This is a genomic window from Enterobacter sp. JBIWA008 (genome assembly GCF_019968765.1).
Lineage (GTDB): Bacteria > Pseudomonadota > Gammaproteobacteria > Enterobacterales > Enterobacteriaceae > Enterobacter.
The window spans coordinates 2,400,641-2,420,334 of the sequence record NZ_CP074149.1 but is presented as its reverse complement, the minus strand read 5'-3'; the positions used below and the strand labels follow the sequence as shown (position 1 = coordinate 2,420,334).

At 55.5% G+C, this 19,694-nt stretch carries 19 protein-coding genes; 9 read left to right on the top strand and 10 right to left on the bottom strand.

The annotated features are described in order from the left end of the window. Positions 1-21: 21 nt before the first annotated feature. Both KGP24_RS11750 and KGP24_RS11745 read right to left on the bottom strand, forming a co-directional pair. A complete protein-coding gene (locus tag KGP24_RS11750) occupies positions 22-696 on the bottom strand; it encodes a DUF3313 domain-containing protein (RefSeq protein ID WP_223560523.1) in 675 nt (224 codons plus the stop codon). A gap of 135 nt (positions 697-831) precedes the next feature. Beyond that, positions 832-2,427 (bottom strand): ABC transporter substrate-binding protein, encoded by a 1,596-nt coding sequence (locus KGP24_RS11745; protein ID WP_223563489.1) that lies wholly within the window; start codon positions 2,425-2,427, stop codon positions 832-834. Positions 2,428-2,538: 111 nt separating this feature from the next. On the opposite strand from KGP24_RS11745, the gene pepT reads away from it, so the two are divergent. Further along, positions 2,539-3,768, top strand: a complete 1,230-nt coding sequence (gene pepT, locus KGP24_RS11740; RefSeq protein WP_223560522.1) for a peptidase T — start codon at positions 2,539-2,541, stop codon at positions 3,766-3,768. On the opposite strand, the gene tehB is transcribed toward pepT, so the two are convergent. Further along, positions 3,765-4,358, bottom strand: coding sequence for a tellurite resistance methyltransferase TehB (gene tehB / locus KGP24_RS11735; RefSeq protein WP_223560521.1), 594 nt, complete (start codon positions 4,356-4,358; stop codon positions 3,765-3,767). The two genes, pepT and tehB, sit on opposite strands and share 4 nt — an antisense overlap. Positions 4,359-4,493: 135 nt before the next feature. Between tehB and ydcK the strand changes: the two genes are divergently transcribed. Then, positions 4,494-5,474 (top strand): YdcK family protein, encoded by a 981-nt coding sequence (gene ydcK, locus KGP24_RS11730; RefSeq protein ID WP_223560520.1) that lies wholly within the window; start codon positions 4,494-4,496, stop codon positions 5,472-5,474. On the opposite strand, the gene rimL is transcribed toward ydcK, so the two are convergent. The 4 genes from rimL to KGP24_RS11710 form a co-directional block, all read right to left on the bottom strand. Further along, a complete protein-coding gene (gene rimL, locus KGP24_RS11725) occupies positions 5,469-6,017 on the bottom strand; it encodes a 50S ribosomal protein L7/L12-serine acetyltransferase (protein ID WP_223560519.1) in 549 nt (182 codons plus the stop codon). The genes ydcK and rimL overlap by 6 nt on opposite strands. A 45-nt stretch (positions 6,018-6,062) precedes the next feature. Next, positions 6,063-7,718, bottom strand: coding sequence for a glucan biosynthesis protein (locus tag KGP24_RS11720; RefSeq protein ID WP_223560518.1), 1,656 nt, complete (start codon positions 7,716-7,718; stop codon positions 6,063-6,065). 242 nt (positions 7,719-7,960) lie between these two features. Then, the gene (locus tag KGP24_RS11715) at positions 7,961-8,734 is read right to left on the bottom strand and encodes a transporter substrate-binding domain-containing protein (protein WP_223560517.1); all 774 of its coding nucleotides are present in this window, start codon (positions 8,732-8,734) and stop codon (positions 7,961-7,963) included. 10 nt (positions 8,735-8,744) lie between these two features. After that, a complete protein-coding gene (locus tag KGP24_RS11710) occupies positions 8,745-9,914 on the bottom strand; it encodes a pyridoxal phosphate-dependent aminotransferase (RefSeq protein WP_045399212.1) in 1,170 nt (389 codons plus the stop codon). A 115-nt stretch (positions 9,915-10,029) separates the two neighbouring features. On the opposite strand from KGP24_RS11710, the gene KGP24_RS11705 reads away from it, so the two are divergent. After that, complete coding sequence (locus tag KGP24_RS11705) at positions 10,030-10,872, top strand: LysR family transcriptional regulator (RefSeq protein WP_223563437.1); 843 nt, start codon at positions 10,030-10,032, stop codon at positions 10,870-10,872. On the opposite strand, the gene KGP24_RS11700 is transcribed toward KGP24_RS11705, so the two are convergent. Both KGP24_RS11700 and KGP24_RS11695 read right to left on the bottom strand, forming a co-directional pair. Continuing rightward, entirely contained in the window at positions 10,859-12,364 is a 1,506-nt protein-coding gene (locus KGP24_RS11700) for a carboxylesterase/lipase family protein (RefSeq protein ID WP_223563436.1), read from the bottom strand. The genes KGP24_RS11705 and KGP24_RS11700 overlap by 14 nt on opposite strands. Before the next feature lie 43 nt (positions 12,365-12,407). Next, the gene (locus KGP24_RS11695) at positions 12,408-13,751 is read right to left on the bottom strand and encodes a VOC family protein (protein WP_223563435.1); all 1,344 of its coding nucleotides are present in this window, start codon (positions 13,749-13,751) and stop codon (positions 12,408-12,410) included. Between the two features lie 522 nt (positions 13,752-14,273). On the opposite strand from KGP24_RS11695, the gene KGP24_RS11690 reads away from it, so the two are divergent. The 4 genes from KGP24_RS11690 to cydB all read left to right on the top strand — a co-directional run bounded on the left by KGP24_RS11690 (position 14,274) and on the right by cydB (position 17,768). After that, entirely contained in the window at positions 14,274-14,459 is a 186-nt protein-coding gene (locus tag KGP24_RS11690; RefSeq protein WP_014883792.1) for a general stress protein, read from the top strand. A 93-nt stretch (positions 14,460-14,552) separates the two neighbouring features. Further along, the gene (locus KGP24_RS11685; RefSeq protein WP_223563434.1) at positions 14,553-15,047 is read left to right on the top strand and encodes a ferritin-like domain-containing protein; all 495 of its coding nucleotides are present in this window, start codon (positions 14,553-14,555) and stop codon (positions 15,045-15,047) included. 307 nt (positions 15,048-15,354) lie between these two features. After that, the gene (locus KGP24_RS11680; RefSeq protein ID WP_223563433.1) at positions 15,355-16,758 is read left to right on the top strand and encodes a cytochrome ubiquinol oxidase subunit I; all 1,404 of its coding nucleotides are present in this window, start codon (positions 15,355-15,357) and stop codon (positions 16,756-16,758) included. Further along, positions 16,758-17,768 carry a cytochrome d ubiquinol oxidase subunit II gene (cydB, locus tag KGP24_RS11675; protein WP_223563432.1) on the top strand — a complete coding sequence of 337 codons (1,011 nt, stop codon included), beginning with the start codon at positions 16,758-16,760 and terminating at the stop codon, positions 17,766-17,768. Before KGP24_RS11680 ends, cydB begins: the two co-directional genes overlap by 1 nt. Before the next feature lie 179 nt (positions 17,769-17,947). Here the strand turns inward: cydB and KGP24_RS24755 are convergent, their stop codons facing one another. Continuing rightward, the gene (locus tag KGP24_RS24755) at positions 17,948-18,079 is read right to left on the bottom strand and encodes a hypothetical protein (protein ID WP_262319566.1); all 132 of its coding nucleotides are present in this window, start codon (positions 18,077-18,079) and stop codon (positions 17,948-17,950) included. 131 nt (positions 18,080-18,210) lie between these two features. Between KGP24_RS24755 and KGP24_RS11670 the strand changes: the two genes are divergently transcribed. Then, on the top strand, positions 18,211-18,600 hold the full coding sequence (locus KGP24_RS11670) for a YdeI family stress tolerance OB fold protein (protein ID WP_223563431.1): 390 nt from the start codon (positions 18,211-18,213) through the stop codon (positions 18,598-18,600). A 64-nt stretch (positions 18,601-18,664) separates the two neighbouring features. Next, positions 18,665-19,549: an SDR family oxidoreductase gene (locus KGP24_RS11665; protein WP_223563430.1), complete on the top strand. Its 885-nt coding sequence runs from the start codon at positions 18,665-18,667 to the stop codon at positions 19,547-19,549. Positions 19,550-19,694 lie beyond the last annotated feature (145 nt).

Below are 19,694 nucleotides of genomic sequence, written 5' to 3'. Positions count from 1 at the left end.
CATTGCGCAGGCCTTTTTATTTTATTTAGCGGTTTTTTTCACATCAAACATGGTGGCATCCGTTGCCATATCATCAACAACCTGCTTCAGCGTCGCAAAGGTCATTGGCGTACTTTCGTTGTTCAGATCTTTACCTTCGCCTTTACGCACCACCTTCATGACCGGTTTGTTGGTGGCCGCATCGATCAGCTCACCTTCAAAGAAGAGATGCGTGTCCATGGTGCGATGCCCGGTTGCCATCTGCGTACCCGCCACCACCAGCGCGACCGGCACCACTTCATAGAACTGCAGACCCTCTTTCTGCGAACTCACCCCGGTAATTGCACCGCGGAAAATCAGGCTGCGTTTACCCGGCGTGGTCACAATTGGCTTACGCGTACCAATAGCCGTTTTCATTTTGGTATTGGTGTAATTCAACAGCTCATCAAGGGTTTTTTGCCCAATTTGAGTGGTTGGTTTTGGCGTTGGATAATAAGTAATCGGCGTCCAGAGAATACTGTCGTAATTCGCTTCGTTATAGGAAGGGTCAACCCAACGCAGCGTTGGTTTTCCCGTCGAAGACGTTGTCTGTTGTAAGCCTGAGTAATCTTTTAAAAAGCCGGAGTATTGTTCGGGAGCGGCGACTTTTGAAGAACAGCCCGCCAGCGCCAACAGACCAGTAAGCACTGCAACTTTTAAAAAAGTTTGAGTACGCATGATAGTTTTCCGTGTTATCTGCAAGTATGCATTTGAAGTTATAGCAAAATACTGGCGGGTTTGTTGTGACAAAAAATGATGCGGGGAGCACAAATTGCAAAAAGACTGCCCGGAGGCGTGCCGGGCAGTAAAAAACTACTGATTTATATCCAGTTGCCAGAACAGATGTTTGCCAAACGGGTCGATTTCGTAGCCCGTCACCTCCCTGCGCACCGGTTCGAAAATGGTTGAGTGCGCAATCATCACCGCGGGCATCTGGTCATGCATCATCTGCTGAGCCTGTTTATACAGCGCCACGCGTTTATCGCGATCGGTCGTTGATTTTGCTTCCGCAATAATTTTATCAAAGGGCTTATAGCACCATTTCGCCGAATTTGACCCACCGTTTGCCGAGGTGCACGTAAACAGCGGACCAAAGAAGTTATCCGGATCGCCGGTGGCCGTCGTCCAGCCCATCAGCGCGGCCTGATGTTCGCCGCCCTTCACGCGCTTAAGGTATTCGCCCCATTCATAGGTGACGATTTTGGTCTGTACGCCGACTTTCGCCCAGTCGGCCTGAATCATCTCCGCCATGCGCTTCGCATTCGGATTGTACGGACGCTGCACCGGCATCGCCCACAGGTCGACGCTCACGCCGCTGGCAAAACCGGCCTCTTTCAGCAGCGCTTTCGCCTTTTCGGGATCGTAATCGTAATCTTTAAGCTCGCTGTCTGCGCTCCAGACGCCCGGCGGCAGCAGGTTCTTCGCCGCGGTGCCGGTGCCATGGAACACCGCGTCAATAATGGCCGGTTTATTGATGGCCATCGCCAGCGCCTGACGGACTTTTACGTTATCCAGCGGCGGCTTTTGGGTATTGAAAGCCAGAAAACCGGTATTCAGTCCGGCTTTGCTCATCAGGTTGATCTCTTTGTTCGCCTTCATGCGCGGCAGGTCCGCCGGGTTCGGGAACGGCATCACCTGACATTCGTTCTTCTCAATTTTGGCAAAACGCACGGAGGCATCCGGTGTGATGCTAAACACCAGCCGATCCAGCTTCGATTTCCCCTGCCAGTAGTCTGCGAATGCCGTAAACAGGATCCGCGAATCCTTCTGATACTGCGCCAGCTTAAACGGTCCGGTACCTATAGGCTCCATATCCACCTTTTCCGGCGTGCCCGCTTTGAGCATCGCGTCGGCATATTCCGCGGACAGGATCGAGGCAAAATACCAGGCCAGATCGGCGACAAACGGCGCTTCCGGGTGTGCCAGCGTAAAGCGCACGGTGTGGTCATCCACTTTATCAATCCCGGTAATCAGGCTGCCAAACTCCAGACTTTCGAAGTTGGAATAGCTGCCGTTAGAGACGTTGTGGTAAGGATGATTCACGTCTTTCTGCCGCATAAACGAGAAAATCACGTCGTCGGCGTTAAAGTCGCGGGTCGGCGTAAAGGATTTATTGCTCTGGAATTTGACGCCTTTACGCAGATAGAAGGTATAAACCTTGCCGTCGTCGCTGATATCCCAGCGCTCCGCCAGGCTCGGCACCATCTCCGTGGTGCCGGGTTTGAAATCGACCAGCCGGTTATAGACCGGCACGGCGCTGGCGTCCACGCTGGTTCCCGAGGTGTATAGCTGAGGATTAAAGTTTTCCGGCGATCCTTCGGAGCAATACACCAGCGTTTTCGCGGCAACGGTGGAACTGACCGTGAGTGCAGCAAGCGCCAGCGCTATAGTTGTGAGTTTGCTTTTCATCATTTATTCCTGTCTTTTTAATTCGACGGCTAATTAATTCTTTTGCCATTTCATAAATAACATTAAAGTGATGTGGCAAACACCCGAAAAATAAATAAGGAACAAATCACTATGGGCTCGCCGCTTTCCAGACAATTAACGCACCGTTTTTTCCGCTATCTCGCGATTGCCAGCCAGAGCGATCCCAAAGTTAAAACCCTGCCCTCAACGCCGGGCCAGCACGACATGGCGCGGGAACTGGCGCAGGAGCTGGCGCAGCTGGGGTTAGACGACATTGTAATTGATGAATTCGCCACGGTAACGGCGGTAAAAAAAGGCAACGTGCCCGGTGCGCCGCGCATCGGCTTTATTACCCATATTGATACCGTGGACGTGGGATTATCACCGAATATTCATCCACAAATATTAATGTTTACCGGTAAAGATCTCTGTCTGAATAAAGAGAAAGACATCTGGCTGCGGGTTAAGGAGCATCCTGAAATTCTGGCTTATCCGAATGAGGAGATTATTTTCAGCGACGGAACCAGCGTATTGGGCGCGGATAATAAATCGGCGGTCACGGTGGTCATGACGGTGCTGGAAAACCTGACGGCGGAACATCGGCACGGGGATATCGTCGTGGCGTTTGTGCCTGACGAAGAGATCGGCCTGAACGGTGCCAAGGCGCTGGACCTTAGGCGCTTTGACGTCGACTTCGCCTGGACCATCGACTGCTGCGAACTGGGGGAAATTGTCTATGAGAACTTTAATGCGGCAGCCGCTGAAATCCGCTTTACCGGCGTGACGGCGCACCCGATGTCCGCCAAAGGCGTGCTGGTGAATCCTCTGCTGATGGCGACTGACTACATCAACCATTTTGATCGTCAGCAAACGCCAGAGTGCACCGAGGGACGTGAAGGCTATATCTGGTTTAACGGCATTCAGGCCGGGCAGAACGAGGCCATTCTTAAGGCCAACATCCGCGATTTTGACAAGGACAACTTTGCTGCCCGCAAGCAGCAGATTGCCGACGCTGCCGCGCTGATTGCCGCCCAACACCCAACGGCCAGGGTGGACTATCGCATTGAAGATACCTACAGCAATATCAGCAATGCGATTGGCGAAGACCGACGCGCCATCGACCTGATGTTTGAGGCGATGGACTCACTCGGCATCACGCCGAAACCGACGCCGATGCGCGGCGGCACCGACGGCGCGGCGCTCTCGGCAAAAGGGCTGCTCACGCCGAACTTCTTCACCGGCGCGCATAACTTCCACTCGAAGTTTGAATTCCTGCCGCTGTCATCGTTCGAGGCGTCTTACAACACTGCGCTGCAGATCTGCCTGCTGGCCGCGCGTTAAGCGGGCTTACGTGCGAGCAGGGTGGCAAAGCGCAGCTTAATGCGGTTACCGTTTTCATCGGTGCGGTGCAGTTCGCCAACGTCTTCGTTGTATTTGAGCAACTCCCAGGCTTCATAGTAGTTGCTCAGCTCGCCGCTTTTGAACGCAAACGGGAAGCCGACGGTGCATGGGTAATCCGCCGTGTCCATCGCGGCAACAATCAGGTTGTAGCCGCCGGGTTTGGTGCAGCGCTGCATGTTGGCAATAAGTCCCGGGATGGTTTTTGACTCCAGGAACATCAGCACCACGGTGGAAAGAATGAAATCGTACTCGCCGTCAAAACTCAGGTTGTTGAGATCTTTAATCGCCGTGCGGAGGTTATCGATCCCTTCTTCCGCCTTGATGCGCTCGATATTGTCGATGCTCATCGGGTTCTTGTCCCACGCGGTCACATCATAGCCGTTGGCCGCCAGATAAAGGCTGTTGCGGCCATTGCCGCAGCCCAGATCCAGGGTTTTACCCGGTTTCACGATCCCGGCGCTGTACACCACCTCTGAGTGTGTACGGGTTAAGCCATATTTCTCTGTAAAGTAATTCTCGTCGACGGTCATTATTTTTTCCTGAGCCTGCATAAGTTGAAAGTGCATCCTGAATGCCATTTTAAGGTGTTTGCCGCCTGGTTGCCAACCGTTCGAAAACCGAAAAATTTGCTACGTTTAGTTAAGACGCTTATCAGAGACATAAAGATGAACAAATATCGCCTTAGCGACGAAACACGCCTCTGGCAATGGAAAAACGGCGAAACGACCCACACGACAACCTTACGGCAAATCATCGCCACGGCGGATTTTAACGATGTCACGGCCGGCACGAGAGGCGGCTGGATTGATGACGCGCGTGCCCTAGCGCAGGACGGCGACTGCTGGATCTACGACGAAAACAGCGTGGTGTTCGCCGGTGCAACCGTGTCTGGCAACGCGCGTCTTACCCTGCCGTGCACCATCAGCCACGATGCGCATATCAGCGGCAGCTGCTGGCTGGACGCGGCAGAAGTCAGTCACGGCGCACGAATAAGTGACAACGTCACCATCCAGCAATCCTGCGTACGCGGCGAGTGCCATATTTTCGGCGAAGCTCGTGTATTGCATCACAGCGTGGTGATTGCCGCCAAAGGGCTGACGCCGGACCATGACCAGATTCTGAAAATCTATGATAAGGCGACCGTCAGCCAGTCGCGCATTGTTCACCAGGCGCAAATCTACGGTGAGGCGATGGTTAATTTTGCCTTTGTTGAGCACCGCGCCGAAATATTCGATAACGCCATTCTTGAAGGTAACGATCTGAACAACGTCTGGGTGTGCGACTGCGCAAAAGTCTATGGCAACGCCCGCGTGATTGCCGGCTTTGACGACGATGCCATCCCGACGGTGCGCTACAGCTCTCAGATTGCGGAAAATGCCGTGGTGGAAGGAAACTGCGTCATCAAGCACCACGTCCTGATTGGCGGTCAGGCATGGCTGCGCGGCGGGCCGATCATGCTGGACGATAAGGTGGTGATCCAGGGACGCGCGCGGATAAGCGGGGATGTGCTCATCGAGCACCGGATTGAAATCACCGACGATGCGGTCATCGAAGCCTTTGCCGGGGAGAGCATTCACCTGCGCGGCGAAAAGGTGATTAACGGCGACCAGCGCATCACCCGCACCCCGCTGCTCGGTGCGTTATAGGGTATAAATCTTGCCGTAGATATTCACATCGTCAAAGCGGCCATTCAGGTATTCAGCTTCCCGCAGGCACCCTTCCAGCGTAAAACCGTTGCGCACGGCAACGCTGTTGCTGTGCTGATTGTCCACCCGACATTTGATCACAAAACGGCGGATCTCACCGCGTTCGACGTAGTAGCGCATAAACGCCTGCAGTGACCGGGAGAGAATGCCCTGCCCCTGGTGGCCTTCATCCAGCCAGTAGCCGATGTACCCGGCTTTGTTAGCTGGTTCAATCGTATTGAACGACAGCACGCCGACCAGTTCATCGCTCTTGAAGATCAAAAACATTTTGGCGTAGCCGCGCTGGTGCAGCATCTGGTTACTCTGCACGTTGCGGCGGGTATCCTCTTCGCTGCCCGCGTGCTGCGCCCAGTCAAAGGCGGTTTGCAGGAAGATTTTGTTTTTGACGACGAGATTGTGCAGATCGGCGGTGTAGCGCTCTTCGACGGCGCGAAGCTCGAGAGCGTCAGATACCGGGATAACTTCGGATTTTGCTGCGGTCATTGCCCCTCACCCTAACCCTCTCCCGGAGGGAGAGGGAATCGATCGTTAACGCATTATCCGGTCGTCAACGTAGTTACGTTTATCCGGCGCTGGCGGGAAATACTGGTACAGCCAGGTTTCACTGATTGCATCGCCCTGGCAGCGCAGAAACAGGCGCATATCCACCGGCTCCGTGGAATCCGAAGTTGGATACCAGTCAAACAGAATGCGATAGCCATCAAACGGCTCAACGTAGAGGATCTCAACCTGCTTCGCTTCGCCGCTGGAGAGCGTAATCACCGGCTCAATGCCTTTTGGCGCAGCGGCCTTCAGGTCGCCACCAACGAAGTCGATAGCAAAGCGGCGGGCCCACACTTTCGGGTAATTTTCGCCCGGTGCCCAGCCTTCCGGGAACCCGCCCATGCCGGTACGGGTGGCGAAGACGTTGGCCAGCGGGGAGCGCACCGGCGGCATGGCGCTCCAGTAGAGGCGATATTTGAAGTCCAGCTCGTCGCCCGCTTTGACCGTTTTTTCCGGCTGCCAGAAGCAGACCACGTTATCCAGCGTTTCGCCGGTGGTCGGGATCTCCATCAGGCCAACCGCGCCTTTACCCCAGTCGTTACGCGGTTCAACCCACAGGCTCGGGCGTTTGTTATACCAGCCCATCACGTCCTGATAGTGCGAGAAATCGCGGTCGAGCTGCAGCAGGCCGAACCCTTTCGGGTTTTTGTCCATATAGGCGTTAAACTGCAGCTTCTGCGGGTTGTTCAGCGGACGACAGATCCATTCCCCGTTGCCGCGCCACATTGCCAGGCGGTCGGAGTCATGAATTTGCGGGTGAATGGTGTCACACATGCGGCGTTCGTTATTGCCGCAGCTGAACATGCTGGTCATCGGCGCGATGCCGAGCTGCTTGATGTCCTTGCGTGCGTAAAGGTGATTTTCCACCTCCATAATCACCTGGCTCTTCTCGCAGTGGATCACGAACTTATAGGCGCCGGTGATGCTCGGGCTGTCCAGCAGCGTATAGACGGTAAATGTCGTGTCGCCGGGTTTGACGGTTTCAAACCAGAAGGAGGTAAAGTCCGGGAACTCTTCCGGGGTGTCGGTAAAGGTATCTACCGCCAGACCGCGCGCGGAAAGGCCGTACTGGTAGGTGTCATCCACCGCGCGGAAATAGCTCGCGCCCAGGAAAGAGACGATATCGCGACGCGCCAGTTCAGGCGCCTTAAATGCGCGGAAGCCCGCAAAGCCAAGATCGCTTTGCCCTTCCAGCTGTTTGGTATCCACACCCGTTTCACCGTAGCTGAACAGTTCAGGGCGGAAGTGGATCTCGCGCGCCATTGAGGTCGACTGGTCCAGCGAGAACATCCGCACGAGGCGGCGGAACCCCATCCCCATATGGAAGAACTGCACGTCCAGCTGGCGCCCTTCGATGTTATTCCACAGTGACTGTTTTTCATCGTAGCGGATGGCGTTGTACGCCTGCGGCGTCATAGTTGCCAGCGTCTCCGGCAGCGGGCGCGGCGCGCCACCCCACGGGGTTTTCGCCAGGTCATGCGCCATGGATTGCAGTACAGAGAAGTCAAAACGACGACTCTGACCGTCAGCAATGTCAGAGTCGGTAGCGTATGCCGCTTTGGAAAACAGGGAAGCAAGGCCAGATGTGCCGCTCAGGGCTGCCACTGCCAGCGAGCCTTTTAGAAAACGTCTGCGATTCATGCCTGGAAAAACGTCCTTATGGTCGTGTGAATGTGTTTCGCGCTCGGCGAAATGACGGCAAGAAAGAACGCACAGCCTAAACAAAAATGGTTAAGAATCCAATTGTTGGCCGGTGATTATATGAACAAAGTGAGAAATATTTTCTGTCGACCAGAACGGCCCGAAAGTGGTGTAAAGAAAGCCTGGAAAATGTGTATAAAAATGCCCCGTCAGGACATCAGCAGACGGGGCTAATGAGGTGGTTATTTTACGCTGACATCGATACCCGGGAAGTACTTATCAGCGAGTTTAGCGATCGTGCCGTCGGCACGTACTTTATCGATCGCGGCATCAAGCTGCTTTTTAGTGGTCTCGTCACCTTTACGCAACCCAAAACCAATTCCACTGCCGAGGATAGTGTCGTCAGACACCGGTTTGCCGATAAAGCCAAACCCTTTACCCTGTGGCTTGCTGAGGAAACCTGCCTGCCCGGCCGCGGACATGACCAGCGAGGCGTCGATACGGCCATTCAGCAGATCGCCCCAGGCCATATTCTGATCTTTATAAGACACCACGGTGACGCCCTGCTTTTCCCAGTGCTCTTTGGCATAGGTTTCCTGGATGGATCCCTGCAGCACGCCGATGGTTTTGCCCTTCAGCCCTTCTGGCGTTGCCTCAACCGCCGTGCCGGCCTTGCCCACCAGCTGAGAAGGAATACGGTAGATCGGCTGGGTAAAATCAATGCTTTTGCGACGCTGCTCGGTGATGTTCATCGCCGAGTTGATGGCGTCAAATTTCTTCGCCACCAGGCCCGGGATGAGCGCATCAAACGAGGTTTCAACCCAGCTGCACTTCAGCGCAGCCGCTTTGCAAATGGCATTCCCCAGCTCAACGTCAAATCCTTCCAGTTCGCCTGCCGCATTGCGGCTCTCAAACGGCGGATATTCCGCCTCCAGACCGTAACGCAGCTCGCTGGCCGCGAAGGAGGAAAAAGTACACAGCAATCCCATGCCGACAACTAACGCGCGTAATTTCATCTAATACTCCTCAGCGTGGTTTAACCCGACACAGGGCCTGGGCACCTGCCCGTAACGTCGCCTCATCTTTCGCAAAAGAGAGACGAATCAATTTATTATCCGTGCCGTCCGCATAAAACGCCGACAGCGGAATGGTGGCAACGCCGTACTCAACGATCAGCCGTTTCACCAGCTCGCTGTCGCGCTCGTCGCTGAACTGGCTGTAGTCCGCCAGCATGAAGAACGAACCGGCGCTCGGCAACAGCGTAAACGGCGAATCGGCCAGCAGGCTGTGCAGCAGATCGCGCTTGCGCTGGTAAAACGCCGACAGCGACAGCCAGGTTTGCGGGTCGACCATATGTTCAGCAAACGCGTGCTGCATTGGCGTATCGGCAGAAAACATTAAAAATTGATGCACTTTACAAATCTCGTCCATCAGTACCGCCGGTGCAACACAGTAACCTACGCGCCAGCCGGTGACGTGATAGGTTTTTCCGAAAGAGGAAATAATCACGCTGCGCTCGGCCAGCTGCGGGTGCGTGGCCATCCCGTGGTGCGGCTCGCCATCAAAAACGACGTGTTCGTACACTTCGTCAGACAAAATAATGATGTCGGTATTGCGCGTCAGCGCCGCCAGCTGCTGCAGGTCACTGGCGGAGAAGACCTGACCGCTCGGGTTGTGCGGCGTATTGATGATGATCATGCGCGTGCGCGGGGTGATCGCGGCGCGGACCTCATCCCAGTTGACGGCAAAATCCGGCACGGTGAGCTTGATGGCAATCGGGGTTGCCCCCTGCAGACGGACAATCGGCGCGTAGCTGTCAAAGGACGGCTCAAAGTAGATTACCTCATCGCCCGGATGCACCAGTCCGCTAATCGCCGAATAGAGCCCTTCGCTGGCGCTGGCGGTCACCAGCACCTCGCTGGCAGGGTCGTACTGCGTGCCGTAAAGGGTGGCAATTTTATCGGCAATACGCTCCTTGAGCGGCTGCAGGCCGGTCATCGACGCATACTGGTTATGCCCTGCCTCCATCGCGCGGGTGACGCCCGCAATCAGCTTCGGGTCGCAGGAAAAATTTGGTGCGCCCTGAGAAAGGTTAATCGCGTTATGCTGCGCCGAGAGCTGGCCGATAACGGTAAAAATAGTGGTTCCCACATCCGGCAGTTTGGAGCGCGTTTGCACAGGCGTTCGTAAAGTCATCCTCTTTCCCTTCTCATGGACATTGCATAACTATTCAAACAATATCTGAGCTGTCGGGACAATCGAATTGTTGTCATAATAGCCATGAGAAAAATGCATAGCTGAGGTGTTTTATATGTCGCGCCGTTCGCTCCCGCTTAATGCCATCGACGCATTTTTAGTTACCGCGCGTCACCTTAATCTTACCCATGCCGCCGCGGAACTGTGTCTGACGCAGGGGGCCGTGAGCCGTAAGATTGCCTCTCTGGAGGCGTGGTTTGGCTTTCCGCTTTTTGAACGCCACGCGCGCGGGCTGCGCCTTTCGCCGCAGGGAAGCGCCCTGCTTCCGGAACTGCAGTCCGCTTTCGGGCAACTGCTGTCCGTGGCCGATCGGGCCCGAAGCCAGCACACCGTGATTCGGCTCAAGGCCCCCACCTGCGCCATGCGCTGGCTGGTGCCGCGTCTGCTGGAGGTGGAGCGCGAGCAGCCGGATCTGCAGATCGCGCTCACCACCACCACCGATCACAACGTCAATTTTAAAACCGAATCTTACGATGCGGCCATTGTGTTCGGCACGCACATGAGCGCAGGCGATCTGCTTTTCGAAGAGGCGCTCACCCCGGTGATAAGCCCGGTGCGGGCGGGTGCTGCACTAGGTTCGCTGACGTTTCTGCATCCGACAAGGGATAAGACAGACTGGTCGCTGTGGCTGGCGAAACAGGAAAGTCCTGGTTTTGTCATGCACAAAAATCAACACTTCGACACGATGGATCTCGCCATTACGGCCGCCATTCAGGGGCTCGGCGTCGCCATCGCCGACGAAACGCTGGTGGCAGAAGATGTTCGTGCCGGAAGGCTGGTACGGCCCTATGAAACAAGCATAAAAACCGGCGCGAGCTACCGGCTGGTGCTGCGCGAAACGCCAGGCGAGGAAAATGGTCTCGCGGCGTTTCGCGCCTGCTTGCTTAATCGAGGCTGACGTGGTGCTTCATCACCCGCTTGAAAAGGCTCATGCGGGCACGCATAAAGCGGTTTTCAAGCCTGAAAGCTGCATGTTTATTCACGCCAATGCGTAACAGAACGTCGCGCCCTTTGCGGCACGCAGGCCAGTGCGTTGGCCCGGGCAGGATGTCGCGACGACCAGCTTCACGCGCAAAGCTCACCCAGTAATCCGCCACGTGGGCAGCAAACTGCAGATCCCGCTCATTGACGTACTGACGTGAAGGCTCCACCTGACCAAGCGTATCGAAGACATAGGGAACTTCGTTGCCGTGCCAGGCGCCGTTGATGTACGTGGCATGTTCCGCCTCTGCGACATAGTCAAACCAGTAACGCCAGCACAATCCGCCGACGCGCTGCTGCGCCTGCATCACCACGTAGCCCATGGTGGTAAACGCCATGTCGCGGCATACCTGTCTGCCCAGCTCTTCATCGCCTTTCACGCCCGGGTAGAGCAGCTTAATCAGCCCCAGCCCGAAGCGGCGTTCCCGGCGAAGCTTCTGAATTTGTCCGGCGAGATCGATGCCAAACACCGCCATCACGCTGGCCTCATCGCTGTTGGAGCCAATCATTACCGGCACCGGATGCTGACGGGCGGCGAAAAAGACGTCCAGCATGGCTTCGGGCAGAACACAATCTCCAGCGATGGGCGCCGGGGCGACGTTCAGCGGCGCGGTGAGCGGCCAGAACGCCTCGGGCGGAATGGCGCGCAGCTCCCCGGCGGTCGCATTTTTCAGGCCGAAATAGGCGGCCAGCGCCTCCCCTTTTTGCAGGGCCTGCTCGCGCGGCGTGTCCGGCAAGGTGTATCCGCTTTGCACTATCGCCTTATGGAACAACCCAGCTGCCAGCGGCGAGGCCAGCAGAGAGAGCACGCTGCGCGCGCCGGCGGATTCGCCAAACAGGGTCACGTTAGCGGGATCGCCACCAAACCCGGCGATGTTCTCACGCACCCATTCGAGCGCGGCGATCTGATCCAGCAGGGCAAAATTATGCACCACGCGATCTTCCTCCCCTTCCAGCGCGGGATGGGCGAAAAAGCCGAGGTGGCCGAGACGGTAGTTGATCGTCACGACAACCACGTCGCGCGTAGCCAGCGCTTTACCGTTATACGGCGGCAGACCTCCGGCACCAATCGTAAACCCGCCTCCGTGCAGCCAGACCATAACCGGGAGCGGCTCGGCGCGTTCTGTGGGAGACCAGACGTTCAGATAGAGGCAGTCTTCTGAGAACTGGCCGGGATCGCCCCCGCCCAGCTCCTGACAATATTCGCTGCTTTGCCAGCTTGATGCCGAAAAGGCGGTGGCCTCGCGAACGCCATCCCACGGTTCAGGCGGCCGCGGGGAGCGCCAGCGCCACTCGCCCACGGGCGGTGCGGCGTAGGGAATACCGCACCAGACGTTGACATTTTCATTGGTAAAACCAGACAGTGCGCCCTGGCGCGTTTCAACCACAGGGGCGGAAGGATTTTGCATAACGACCTTAATTTTTCCATCACACCCCAGCAGAGTAACGATTTCAGAGCAAACCGCAACGCTGTTTGCTGCGGGTTTCAGCCTCCTGGTAGAGGGTAAACTCGTCATACACCGGGCAGCCCAGCGCCGCTTCAAACGCATCGCGGCTGGCATCACCGTGGCTTCGGGCCTGTGTTTCATTCCCGAGATTGGACTGGAAAATCCCCGCGGCGCTGACCGGGAGGAAATCTTCGTAGGTGATCGGCTGGGCAACCACCCATCCGCGCTCGATCAGCGGCTGCGGATCGTCGCCCGGACGAAACGCATGACGATGGGCTTCCCCAGCTGGCGTCAGGCGGTAGCGGAAATAAGCCAGCTCCTGACGGCGCATTAACAGTTCGCTGTCCGGGAAGACGCTAAAGATCTCCCGCAGATGCAGCTGATGGGTCAGGTTATCTTTGCCGGTACCGGCCTGGGCAAGCAGGCTATCGTACAGTTCCCGGCCTTTCGGGGTCAGCGCCACGCCTCGCTGTTCAATCTCACCGAAGCGCGCGGTGTGGGTACCTTTATGTTCACCGGCAAACAGCACCGGCTCTTCAAGCGCCTTGAAGCTGGTTTGACGCAATAAGACGGGCACCTCGCGACGCGGCGGCCCTTCGATCAGAATTTTTGGCTCGATACCGTACTTCGGCATCAGCTCCTGCACCCGGTCAATATCCAGCGTGCGCGGCGTGAGGTGGTTAATATGGCAGCCCGGGAAGCAGACCACGTCGGCAATCAGCCGGTGCTCGTTGCTCAGGGCCAGATAGGTTTCCCGATCGACCGTCGCATGGCGGTGCCAGCGGAAGGTTTCCAGCGCTTGCTGCACAAACTCGCGCGCCTGCTCGTCAGTAAACTGCCCTTCTGATTCATACAGATCGAGAAGCGCAAGACAGCGCGGGGTGAAGATGTTCCGGTGGGACAGGATCTCTGCGGCACGCTCGCGCAGCGCAACGTTTTCAATCAGTTCAAGACGCAGCAGCGAGGTAAAGATACGAAACGGATTTCGACACAGGGCCGCATCATCAACCGGACGAAACGCCGTTGAGTGGACCGGCACCCCCGCCTGAGAGAGATCGTAATAGCTGACCGGGTACATGCCCATAATGGCAAATATACGACGAAGGGTTGAAAGTTCCTGCGCCGTACCGACGCGGATCGCCCCGTGCCGCTCCACGTTCAGGCGCGCAAGCTCATCGGCGTTTGCGAGTTGTTCATGTAATAGTGGGTTATTTTCCAGCACCGCCAGGTTTACGTCCGCAACCAGTTCGAGCAAGGTGCCGTACTGCGGAACTTCCTGCTGGTACATCGCCGACATTGCCTGCGAAAAGTGTTCCCGAATGTCATCAGCCGTGATGGTGTTCGCCATGATGTCATGCCTCCAGTGAATATTACCTGGAGTGTAGAGAAACCCGTTCCTTCCGGGGGGAAAGATTTCTGATTTGTGATCTTAAGACGACAGTGGTCAAACCGTGTGCGACAGGCCTATGAACAGGCCTGTCGGAACCGACCTTTCGCGTCTCCTGTTTTAACAGGATTATCCTTATAATTATTTAGCGCTTCGTTTCCTGGCTGTAAAAAATAATTTTTCACTCCGAGTCGGCTGAAAATGAATCAGATTTATCACACCATTATTTTTATCCTCAGCTTACAGCTTTTAAGAGAAACTTAGGACTAATCCGATCTTTTTTTACAAGTCCTTCCCACTCCTCCCTATTTTTTCGTTAAGCGAAGCGTAATCTCGTCGATATTTAAAAATAACGTAACCGCTAATAGCAAAACGCATTTGACGGATGACGCACAGCGACTAGATTTATTACTCTAACGACGAGCGATACGGAATATTTTCATATCGCACTGAAATAACCAATATATGACTATGAGGTTTAATATGGCAGAGCATCGTGGTGGTTCCGGTAATTTCGCGCAAGACCGTGAAAAAGCGTCAGAAGCTGGCCGTAAAGGTGGCCAGCATAGCGGCGGTAACTTTAAAAACGATCCACAACGCGCTTCTGAAGCGGGTAAGAAAGGAGGACAGAACAGTCACGGCGGAGGCCGTAAATCTGATAACTCCTGATTTTATTTAATACTCTTTTAATAAATCCCGAGAGCATGCTGCGGGCTGAAAAGCTCGCAGTAACCTTTATTTATTTACCGGAGCGTAATTATTATGAATATGAAAAGTATAGAGGACGTATTTATTCATCTTCTCTCTGATACCTATAGCGCAGAAAAGCAGCTTACCCGAGCGTTAAGCAAACTTGCCCGCGCCGCCTCCAGCGAAAAGCTGAGCGCCGCTTTTACCGCTCATCTTGAGGAAACGCAGGGTCAGATCGAACGTATCGACCAGATCGTCGAGCAGGAAGACGGTATCAAGCTCAAGCGTATGAAGTGCGTGGCGATGGAAGGCTTAATTGAAGAAGCCAACGAAGTCATCGAAAGTACGGAAAAAAATGAAGTACGTGATGCCGCGCTTATTGCCGCCGCGCAAAAAGTCGAGCATTACGAAATTGCCAGCTACGGTACTCTTGCCACATTAGCAGAACGGCTGGGCTATAAAAAAGCCGTTAAGCTTCTTGCCGAAACGCTGGAAGAAGAAAAAGAGACCGACCTTAAACTCAACGACCTGGCCGTAGGAAATATTAACCAAAAAGCGCATAAATGACGCAATAACACAGGTTGAATAAAATAAGCATCACTCCCAGGACAATTAAACGGCGCCATTTAACGGCAGCTACAATATGACTCATTCTCGCCACGGCGAGATGGCCGACTGGTTGATCCCCCATACCCTCAGACGACGGAACAGTTCCTGCTACGATCAGATCGGACGCATCGGGTGTGGAAGCCCAAAAATAATCCACAAAGTACTACACTCTATCTGAAGGTGGAGATAAACCATCATCGGCATTGCCAGGCAGCGCTAACCTGCCCGGCAACTCGCGTGCCCCATCGTCTCAGAGGTACGGACCATGTTCGAACTCGATGCATTTCATCTGGCCAGAATTCAGTTCGCTTTTACCGTGTCGTTTCATATCCTTTTCCCTGCGATCACCATCGGCCTCGCCAGCTATCTGGTGGTGCTGGAGGGCATGTGGCTTCGCACCAAAAACGACGTCTGGCGATCGCTTTACCATTTCTGGCTCAAGATATTTGCCGTTAACTTCGGTATGGGCGTCGTTTCCGGGCTGGTCATGGCGTACCAGTTTGGCACCAACTGGAGCGGGTTCTCCCAGTTCGCGGGCAGCATTACAGGCCCACTTCTGACCTATGAGGTGTTAACCGCCTTCTTCCTGGAGGCCGGTTTCCTCGGCGTGATGATGTTCGGCTGGAACAAGGTCGGCCCCGGCCTGCACTTCTTTTCAACCTGCATGGTGGCGCTCGGCACGCTGATGTCGACCTTCTGGATCCTCGCGTCCAACAGCTGGATGCACACGCCCCAGGGGTTCACTATCGAGAACGGGCAGGTTATCCCGCAGGACTGGCTGGCCATCGTCTTTAACCCCTCCTTCCCATACCGCCTTATTCATATGGCGATCGCCGCCTTTCTGAGCAGCGCGCTGTTTGTTGGCGCGTCCGGCGCGTGGCACCTGCTGCGCGGTAACGATACCCCCGCAGTACGCACCATGTTTTCCATGGCGATGTGGATGGCGCTGCTGGTCGCCCCCATCCAGGCGGTCGTGGGGGATATGCACGGCCTGAACACGCTTGAGCATCAGCCTGCCAAAATTGCCGCCATCGAGGGGCACTGGGAAAATCCGCCGGGCGAGGCCACCCCGCTGCTGCTGTTTGGCCTGCCGGATATGGAGGAGGAGCGCACCAAATACGGCCTTGAGATCCCCGCGCTTGGCAGTCTTATCCTGACGCACAGCCTCGATAAGCAGGTCCCGGCGCTGAAGGATTTCCCTAAAGAGGATCGCCCAAACTCGACCATCGTTTTCTGGTCGTTCCGCGTGATGGTCGGGATGGGACTGCTGATGATTACCCTCGGCCTTATCAGCGTCTGGCTGCGCTATCGTCATCGACTTTACCACTCGCGTCCGTTCCACTGGTTTGCCCTCTGCATGGGGCCTGCCGGGCTGCTTGCGCTGCTCGCCGGCTGGGTGACCACCGAGGTGGGCCGTCAGCCGTGGGTGGTCTATGGCTATCTGCGCACCATCGACGCGGTATCGCTGCACAGCACCCTGCAGATGAGCATCAGCCTGCTGGCGTTCTTCGTCGTCTATTCGTCGGTGTTCGGGGTGGGCTATGTTTACCTCATCCGGCTGATTAAGAAAGGACCGCAGCCTGTCGATACGCTGACGTCAAACACCTCGGGCACGCCTTCCCGTCCGCTGTCTGCCGCTGAGTCTGTTCCGGAAGAGGAGAGAATCTGATGGGCGTCGATATCTCAGTGATCTGGTTTGCCATCATCGTCTTTGCCACGCTGATGTACATCATTATGGATGGCTTTGATTTGGGCATCGGCCTGCTGTTTAACTTCGTGGGCGATGCGAAGGAGCGGGATGTGATGGTCAACAGCGTGGCGCCGGTCTGGGACGGCAACGAGACCTGGCTGGTGCTCGGCGGCGCGGGCCTGTTCGGCGCGTTTCCGCTGGCCTATGCGGTCATTATTGATGCGCTCACCATTCCTCTCACAGCGATGCTGATCGGCCTCATTTTTCGCGGCGTCGCCTTTGAGTTCCGCTTCAAAGCCACGCCGTCGCACCGCAAATTCTGGGATTACTCCTTTGCCGGCGGCTCCCTGCTCGCCACCTTTAGCCAGGGCGTGGTGGTGGGCGCCGTGATCAACGGCTTCGACGTTGAGGGGCGGCGTTTCGTCGGCTCCGCGCTGGACTGGCTCACCCCCTTCAACCTCTTCTGCGGCATCGGTCTGGTCGTCGCCTATACGCTGCTGGGTACCACCTGGCTCATTATGAAAAGCGAAGGCGCGCTGCAGGTCCGCATGCGCGAGCTGACCCGCCACGTGCTGCTGGCGCTGATGGTGGTTATCGCGGTGGTTAGCGTCTGGACGCCGCTCGGCTGGCAGTACGTGGCCGACCGCTGGTTCACCCTGCCCAACTTCTTCTGGTTCCTGCCGGTTCCGCTGCTGGTCGGGCTTTTCAGCGTGCTGATCTGGCGCCTGACCCGCAACCCTGACAGCCACGCGCGCCCCTTCCTGCTGACGCTGGGGCTGATTTTCCTCGGGTTTAGCGGGCTCGGCATCAGCCTCTGGCCGAACATTATTCCGCCGCGCATCACCCTGTGGGAAGCCGCGGCCCCGCCTGCCAGCCAGCTGTTTATGCTGGTAGGCACGTTGCTGATTATTCCGGTGATTCTGGTGTACACCGCCTGGAGCTACTACGTCTTTCGGGGCAAAGTGTCGGATACTGAAGGCTATCACTGAGGAACGCTATGACCGAGAGGCATAAACGAGTCATTATTTATCAGTCAGCGGCTCGGCCAGCGATAGATGCACCGCCTTTGCCACCAGGTCACCGCCTGCTCACTGGCTGGCGTGAAAAAGATTGCTCATCTTGCCGCCTCTTATTTCTCGAAAGGAATGATTGAAATATGCCATCGCGCTCAAGCGATGGCATATTTGATGTCACTTATTTCTGTAATGCCATTATTTTGACGCGCTGATACCAGAATAGCAGAAGTGCCCAGCTGACCAATAAAACCCACCTGACGAAACGCGTATTCAAACGCCAGCAAGCGATAATTCCCCTCTATCCCGGGTAACTTTTATTTCTAACGCGATTGTTTTTAGGACTTATCACATTTGCCACATAAAGGAACAGCAACAATACTTTATAAGTCAAGACACGCAAAATGAAGGATATCGGATGAAATTATCGCTTATTTCCGCTTTTTTAATATTTCTGGTTCCAGCCGCCTGGGCAGATAATAACGGCGGATTACAAAAAGGCGAAGCGCCACCGCCTCCCCACGCGCTTGATAGCGGATATCGCGGAACCGACGACGCGCGTATTATGACCATCGATCAGGCAAAACAAATGCACGACGGCGCGACCATTTCATTACGCGGTAATCTTATTGACGGTAGCGGCGATAAGTTTGTATTTCAGGATAAAACCGGAAAAATCGACGTTATTATTCCCCAGGCAGTCTTCGACGACAGAACGGTAAAACCCGACCAGATGATCGGTATCAACGGTTCGCTTGATAAAAAATCATCTCCTGCCGTCGTCCGTGTCGATCGTTTGCAGAAATAATTCAGCGAAGCGTTAACGCTGCAGTTATCCATCAAATCTCACCCCTTGGCTTAAGGAGTCAGCTATGAGTGATACCAAACAACGTACGAACGCTTACCCGCAGCCCCCGTTCCCGGAACAGCCGCAAACGCCGCCGGGACTGGCATCCGAAATGCAGCCTGTACCCGACCACGGGGAAACCAGCTATAAAGGGCATGGCCGCATGGCCGGCAAAAAAGCGCTGATTACCGGCGGAGACTCCGGTATTGGACGCGCGGTGGCAATCGCCTATGCCCGTGAAGGCGCTGACGTTGCCATCAACTATCTGCCTGAAGAAGAAAAAGATGCCGCTGAGGTCATCGAGCTGATCGAAGCCGAAGGCCGCAAGGCCGTCGCGCTGCCGGGGGACGTCCGGGACGAAACCTTCTGCCAGAATCTTGTCGAAGATGCCGTGTCGAAACTGGGCGGGCTGGACATTCTGGTCAACAACGCCGGGCGTCAGCAGTTCCGTGAATCGCTTGAAGAACTCACCACTGAGGATTTTGACGCAACGTTCAAAACCAACGTGTACGCTCCTTTCTGGATCACGAAGGCGGCGCTGCGCCACCTGAAAGCGTCGTCCGTTATCATTAATACCTCCTCCGTTCAGGCGGTGAAGCCCAGCCCCGTGCTGCTGGACTACGCCCAGACGAAAGCCTGTCTGGCGGTATTTACCAAATCCTTAGCCAAACAGCTCGGTCCAAAAGGCATTCGCGTCAACGCGGTTGCCCCCGGTCCTTACTGGACGGTGCTGCAGTCCAGCGGCGGGCAGCCGATGGAAAAAGTGAAGGAGTTCGGTGGCGACACCCCGCTGGGACGTCCGGGCCAGCCCGTCGAGATCGCCCCGCTGTACGTCACGCTGGCCTCGGATGAATGTTCATTTACCTCCGGCCAGGTGTGGTGTTCTGACGGCGGTGACGGCGTGATCTAACGCCTCTCAGCAATGAGCAATAAATGAACAAGGACGTTCGCTATTATTTCCCTGCCGAAAAATATGTTGTAACTCAAACAGATCAAATGTTAAAAATATTTTGCTATCAGGTTATCAAAATTAAACAACTTAACTTGTCACCCGC

Excerpts from the sequence above, each read along its gene's own strand:
- KGP24_RS11690 (WP_014883792.1), top strand. The coding sequence starts at position 14,274 with ATGGCAGAGCATCGTGGTGGTTCCGGTAATTTCGCGCAAGACCGTGAA.
- KGP24_RS11720 (WP_223560518.1), bottom strand. The coding sequence starts at position 7,718 with ATGAATCGCAGACGTTTTCTAAAAGGCTCGCTGGCAGTGGCAGCCCTG.
- KGP24_RS11705 (WP_223563437.1), top strand. The coding sequence starts at position 10,030 with ATGTCGCGCCGTTCGCTCCCGCTTAATGCCATCGACGCATTTTTAGTT.
- KGP24_RS11685 (WP_223563434.1), top strand. The coding sequence starts at position 14,553 with ATGAATATGAAAAGTATAGAGGACGTATTTATTCATCTTCTCTCTGAT.
- KGP24_RS11695 (WP_223563435.1), bottom strand. The coding sequence starts at position 13,751 with ATGGCGAACACCATCACGGCTGATGACATTCGGGAACACTTTTCGCAG.
- KGP24_RS11715 (WP_223560517.1), bottom strand. The coding sequence starts at position 8,734 with ATGAAATTACGCGCGTTAGTTGTCGGCATGGGATTGCTGTGTACTTTT.
- tehB (WP_223560521.1), bottom strand. The coding sequence starts at position 4,358 with ATGACCGTCGACGAGAATTACTTTACAGAGAAATATGGCTTAACCCGT.
- KGP24_RS11670 (WP_223563431.1), top strand. The coding sequence starts at position 18,211 with ATGAAATTATCGCTTATTTCCGCTTTTTTAATATTTCTGGTTCCAGCC.
- KGP24_RS11710 (WP_045399212.1), bottom strand. The coding sequence starts at position 9,914 with ATGACTTTACGAACGCCTGTGCAAACGCGCTCCAAACTGCCGGATGTG.
- cydB (WP_223563432.1), top strand. The coding sequence starts at position 16,758 with ATGGGCGTCGATATCTCAGTGATCTGGTTTGCCATCATCGTCTTTGCC.
- KGP24_RS11750 (WP_223560523.1), bottom strand. The coding sequence starts at position 696 with ATGCGTACTCAAACTTTTTTAAAAGTTGCAGTGCTTACTGGTCTGTTG.
- KGP24_RS11680 (WP_223563433.1), top strand. The coding sequence starts at position 15,355 with ATGTTCGAACTCGATGCATTTCATCTGGCCAGAATTCAGTTCGCTTTT.
- KGP24_RS11665 (WP_223563430.1), top strand. The coding sequence starts at position 18,665 with ATGAGTGATACCAAACAACGTACGAACGCTTACCCGCAGCCCCCGTTC.
- ydcK (WP_223560520.1), top strand. The coding sequence starts at position 4,494 with ATGAACAAATATCGCCTTAGCGACGAAACACGCCTCTGGCAATGGAAA.
- KGP24_RS11745 (WP_223563489.1), bottom strand. The coding sequence starts at position 2,427 with ATGAAAAGCAAACTCACAACTATAGCGCTGGCGCTTGCTGCACTCACG.
- pepT (WP_223560522.1), top strand. The coding sequence starts at position 2,539 with ATGGGCTCGCCGCTTTCCAGACAATTAACGCACCGTTTTTTCCGCTAT.
- rimL (WP_223560519.1), bottom strand. The coding sequence starts at position 6,017 with ATGACCGCAGCAAAATCCGAAGTTATCCCGGTATCTGACGCTCTCGAG.
- KGP24_RS11700 (WP_223563436.1), bottom strand. The coding sequence starts at position 12,364 with ATGCAAAATCCTTCCGCCCCTGTGGTTGAAACGCGCCAGGGCGCACTG.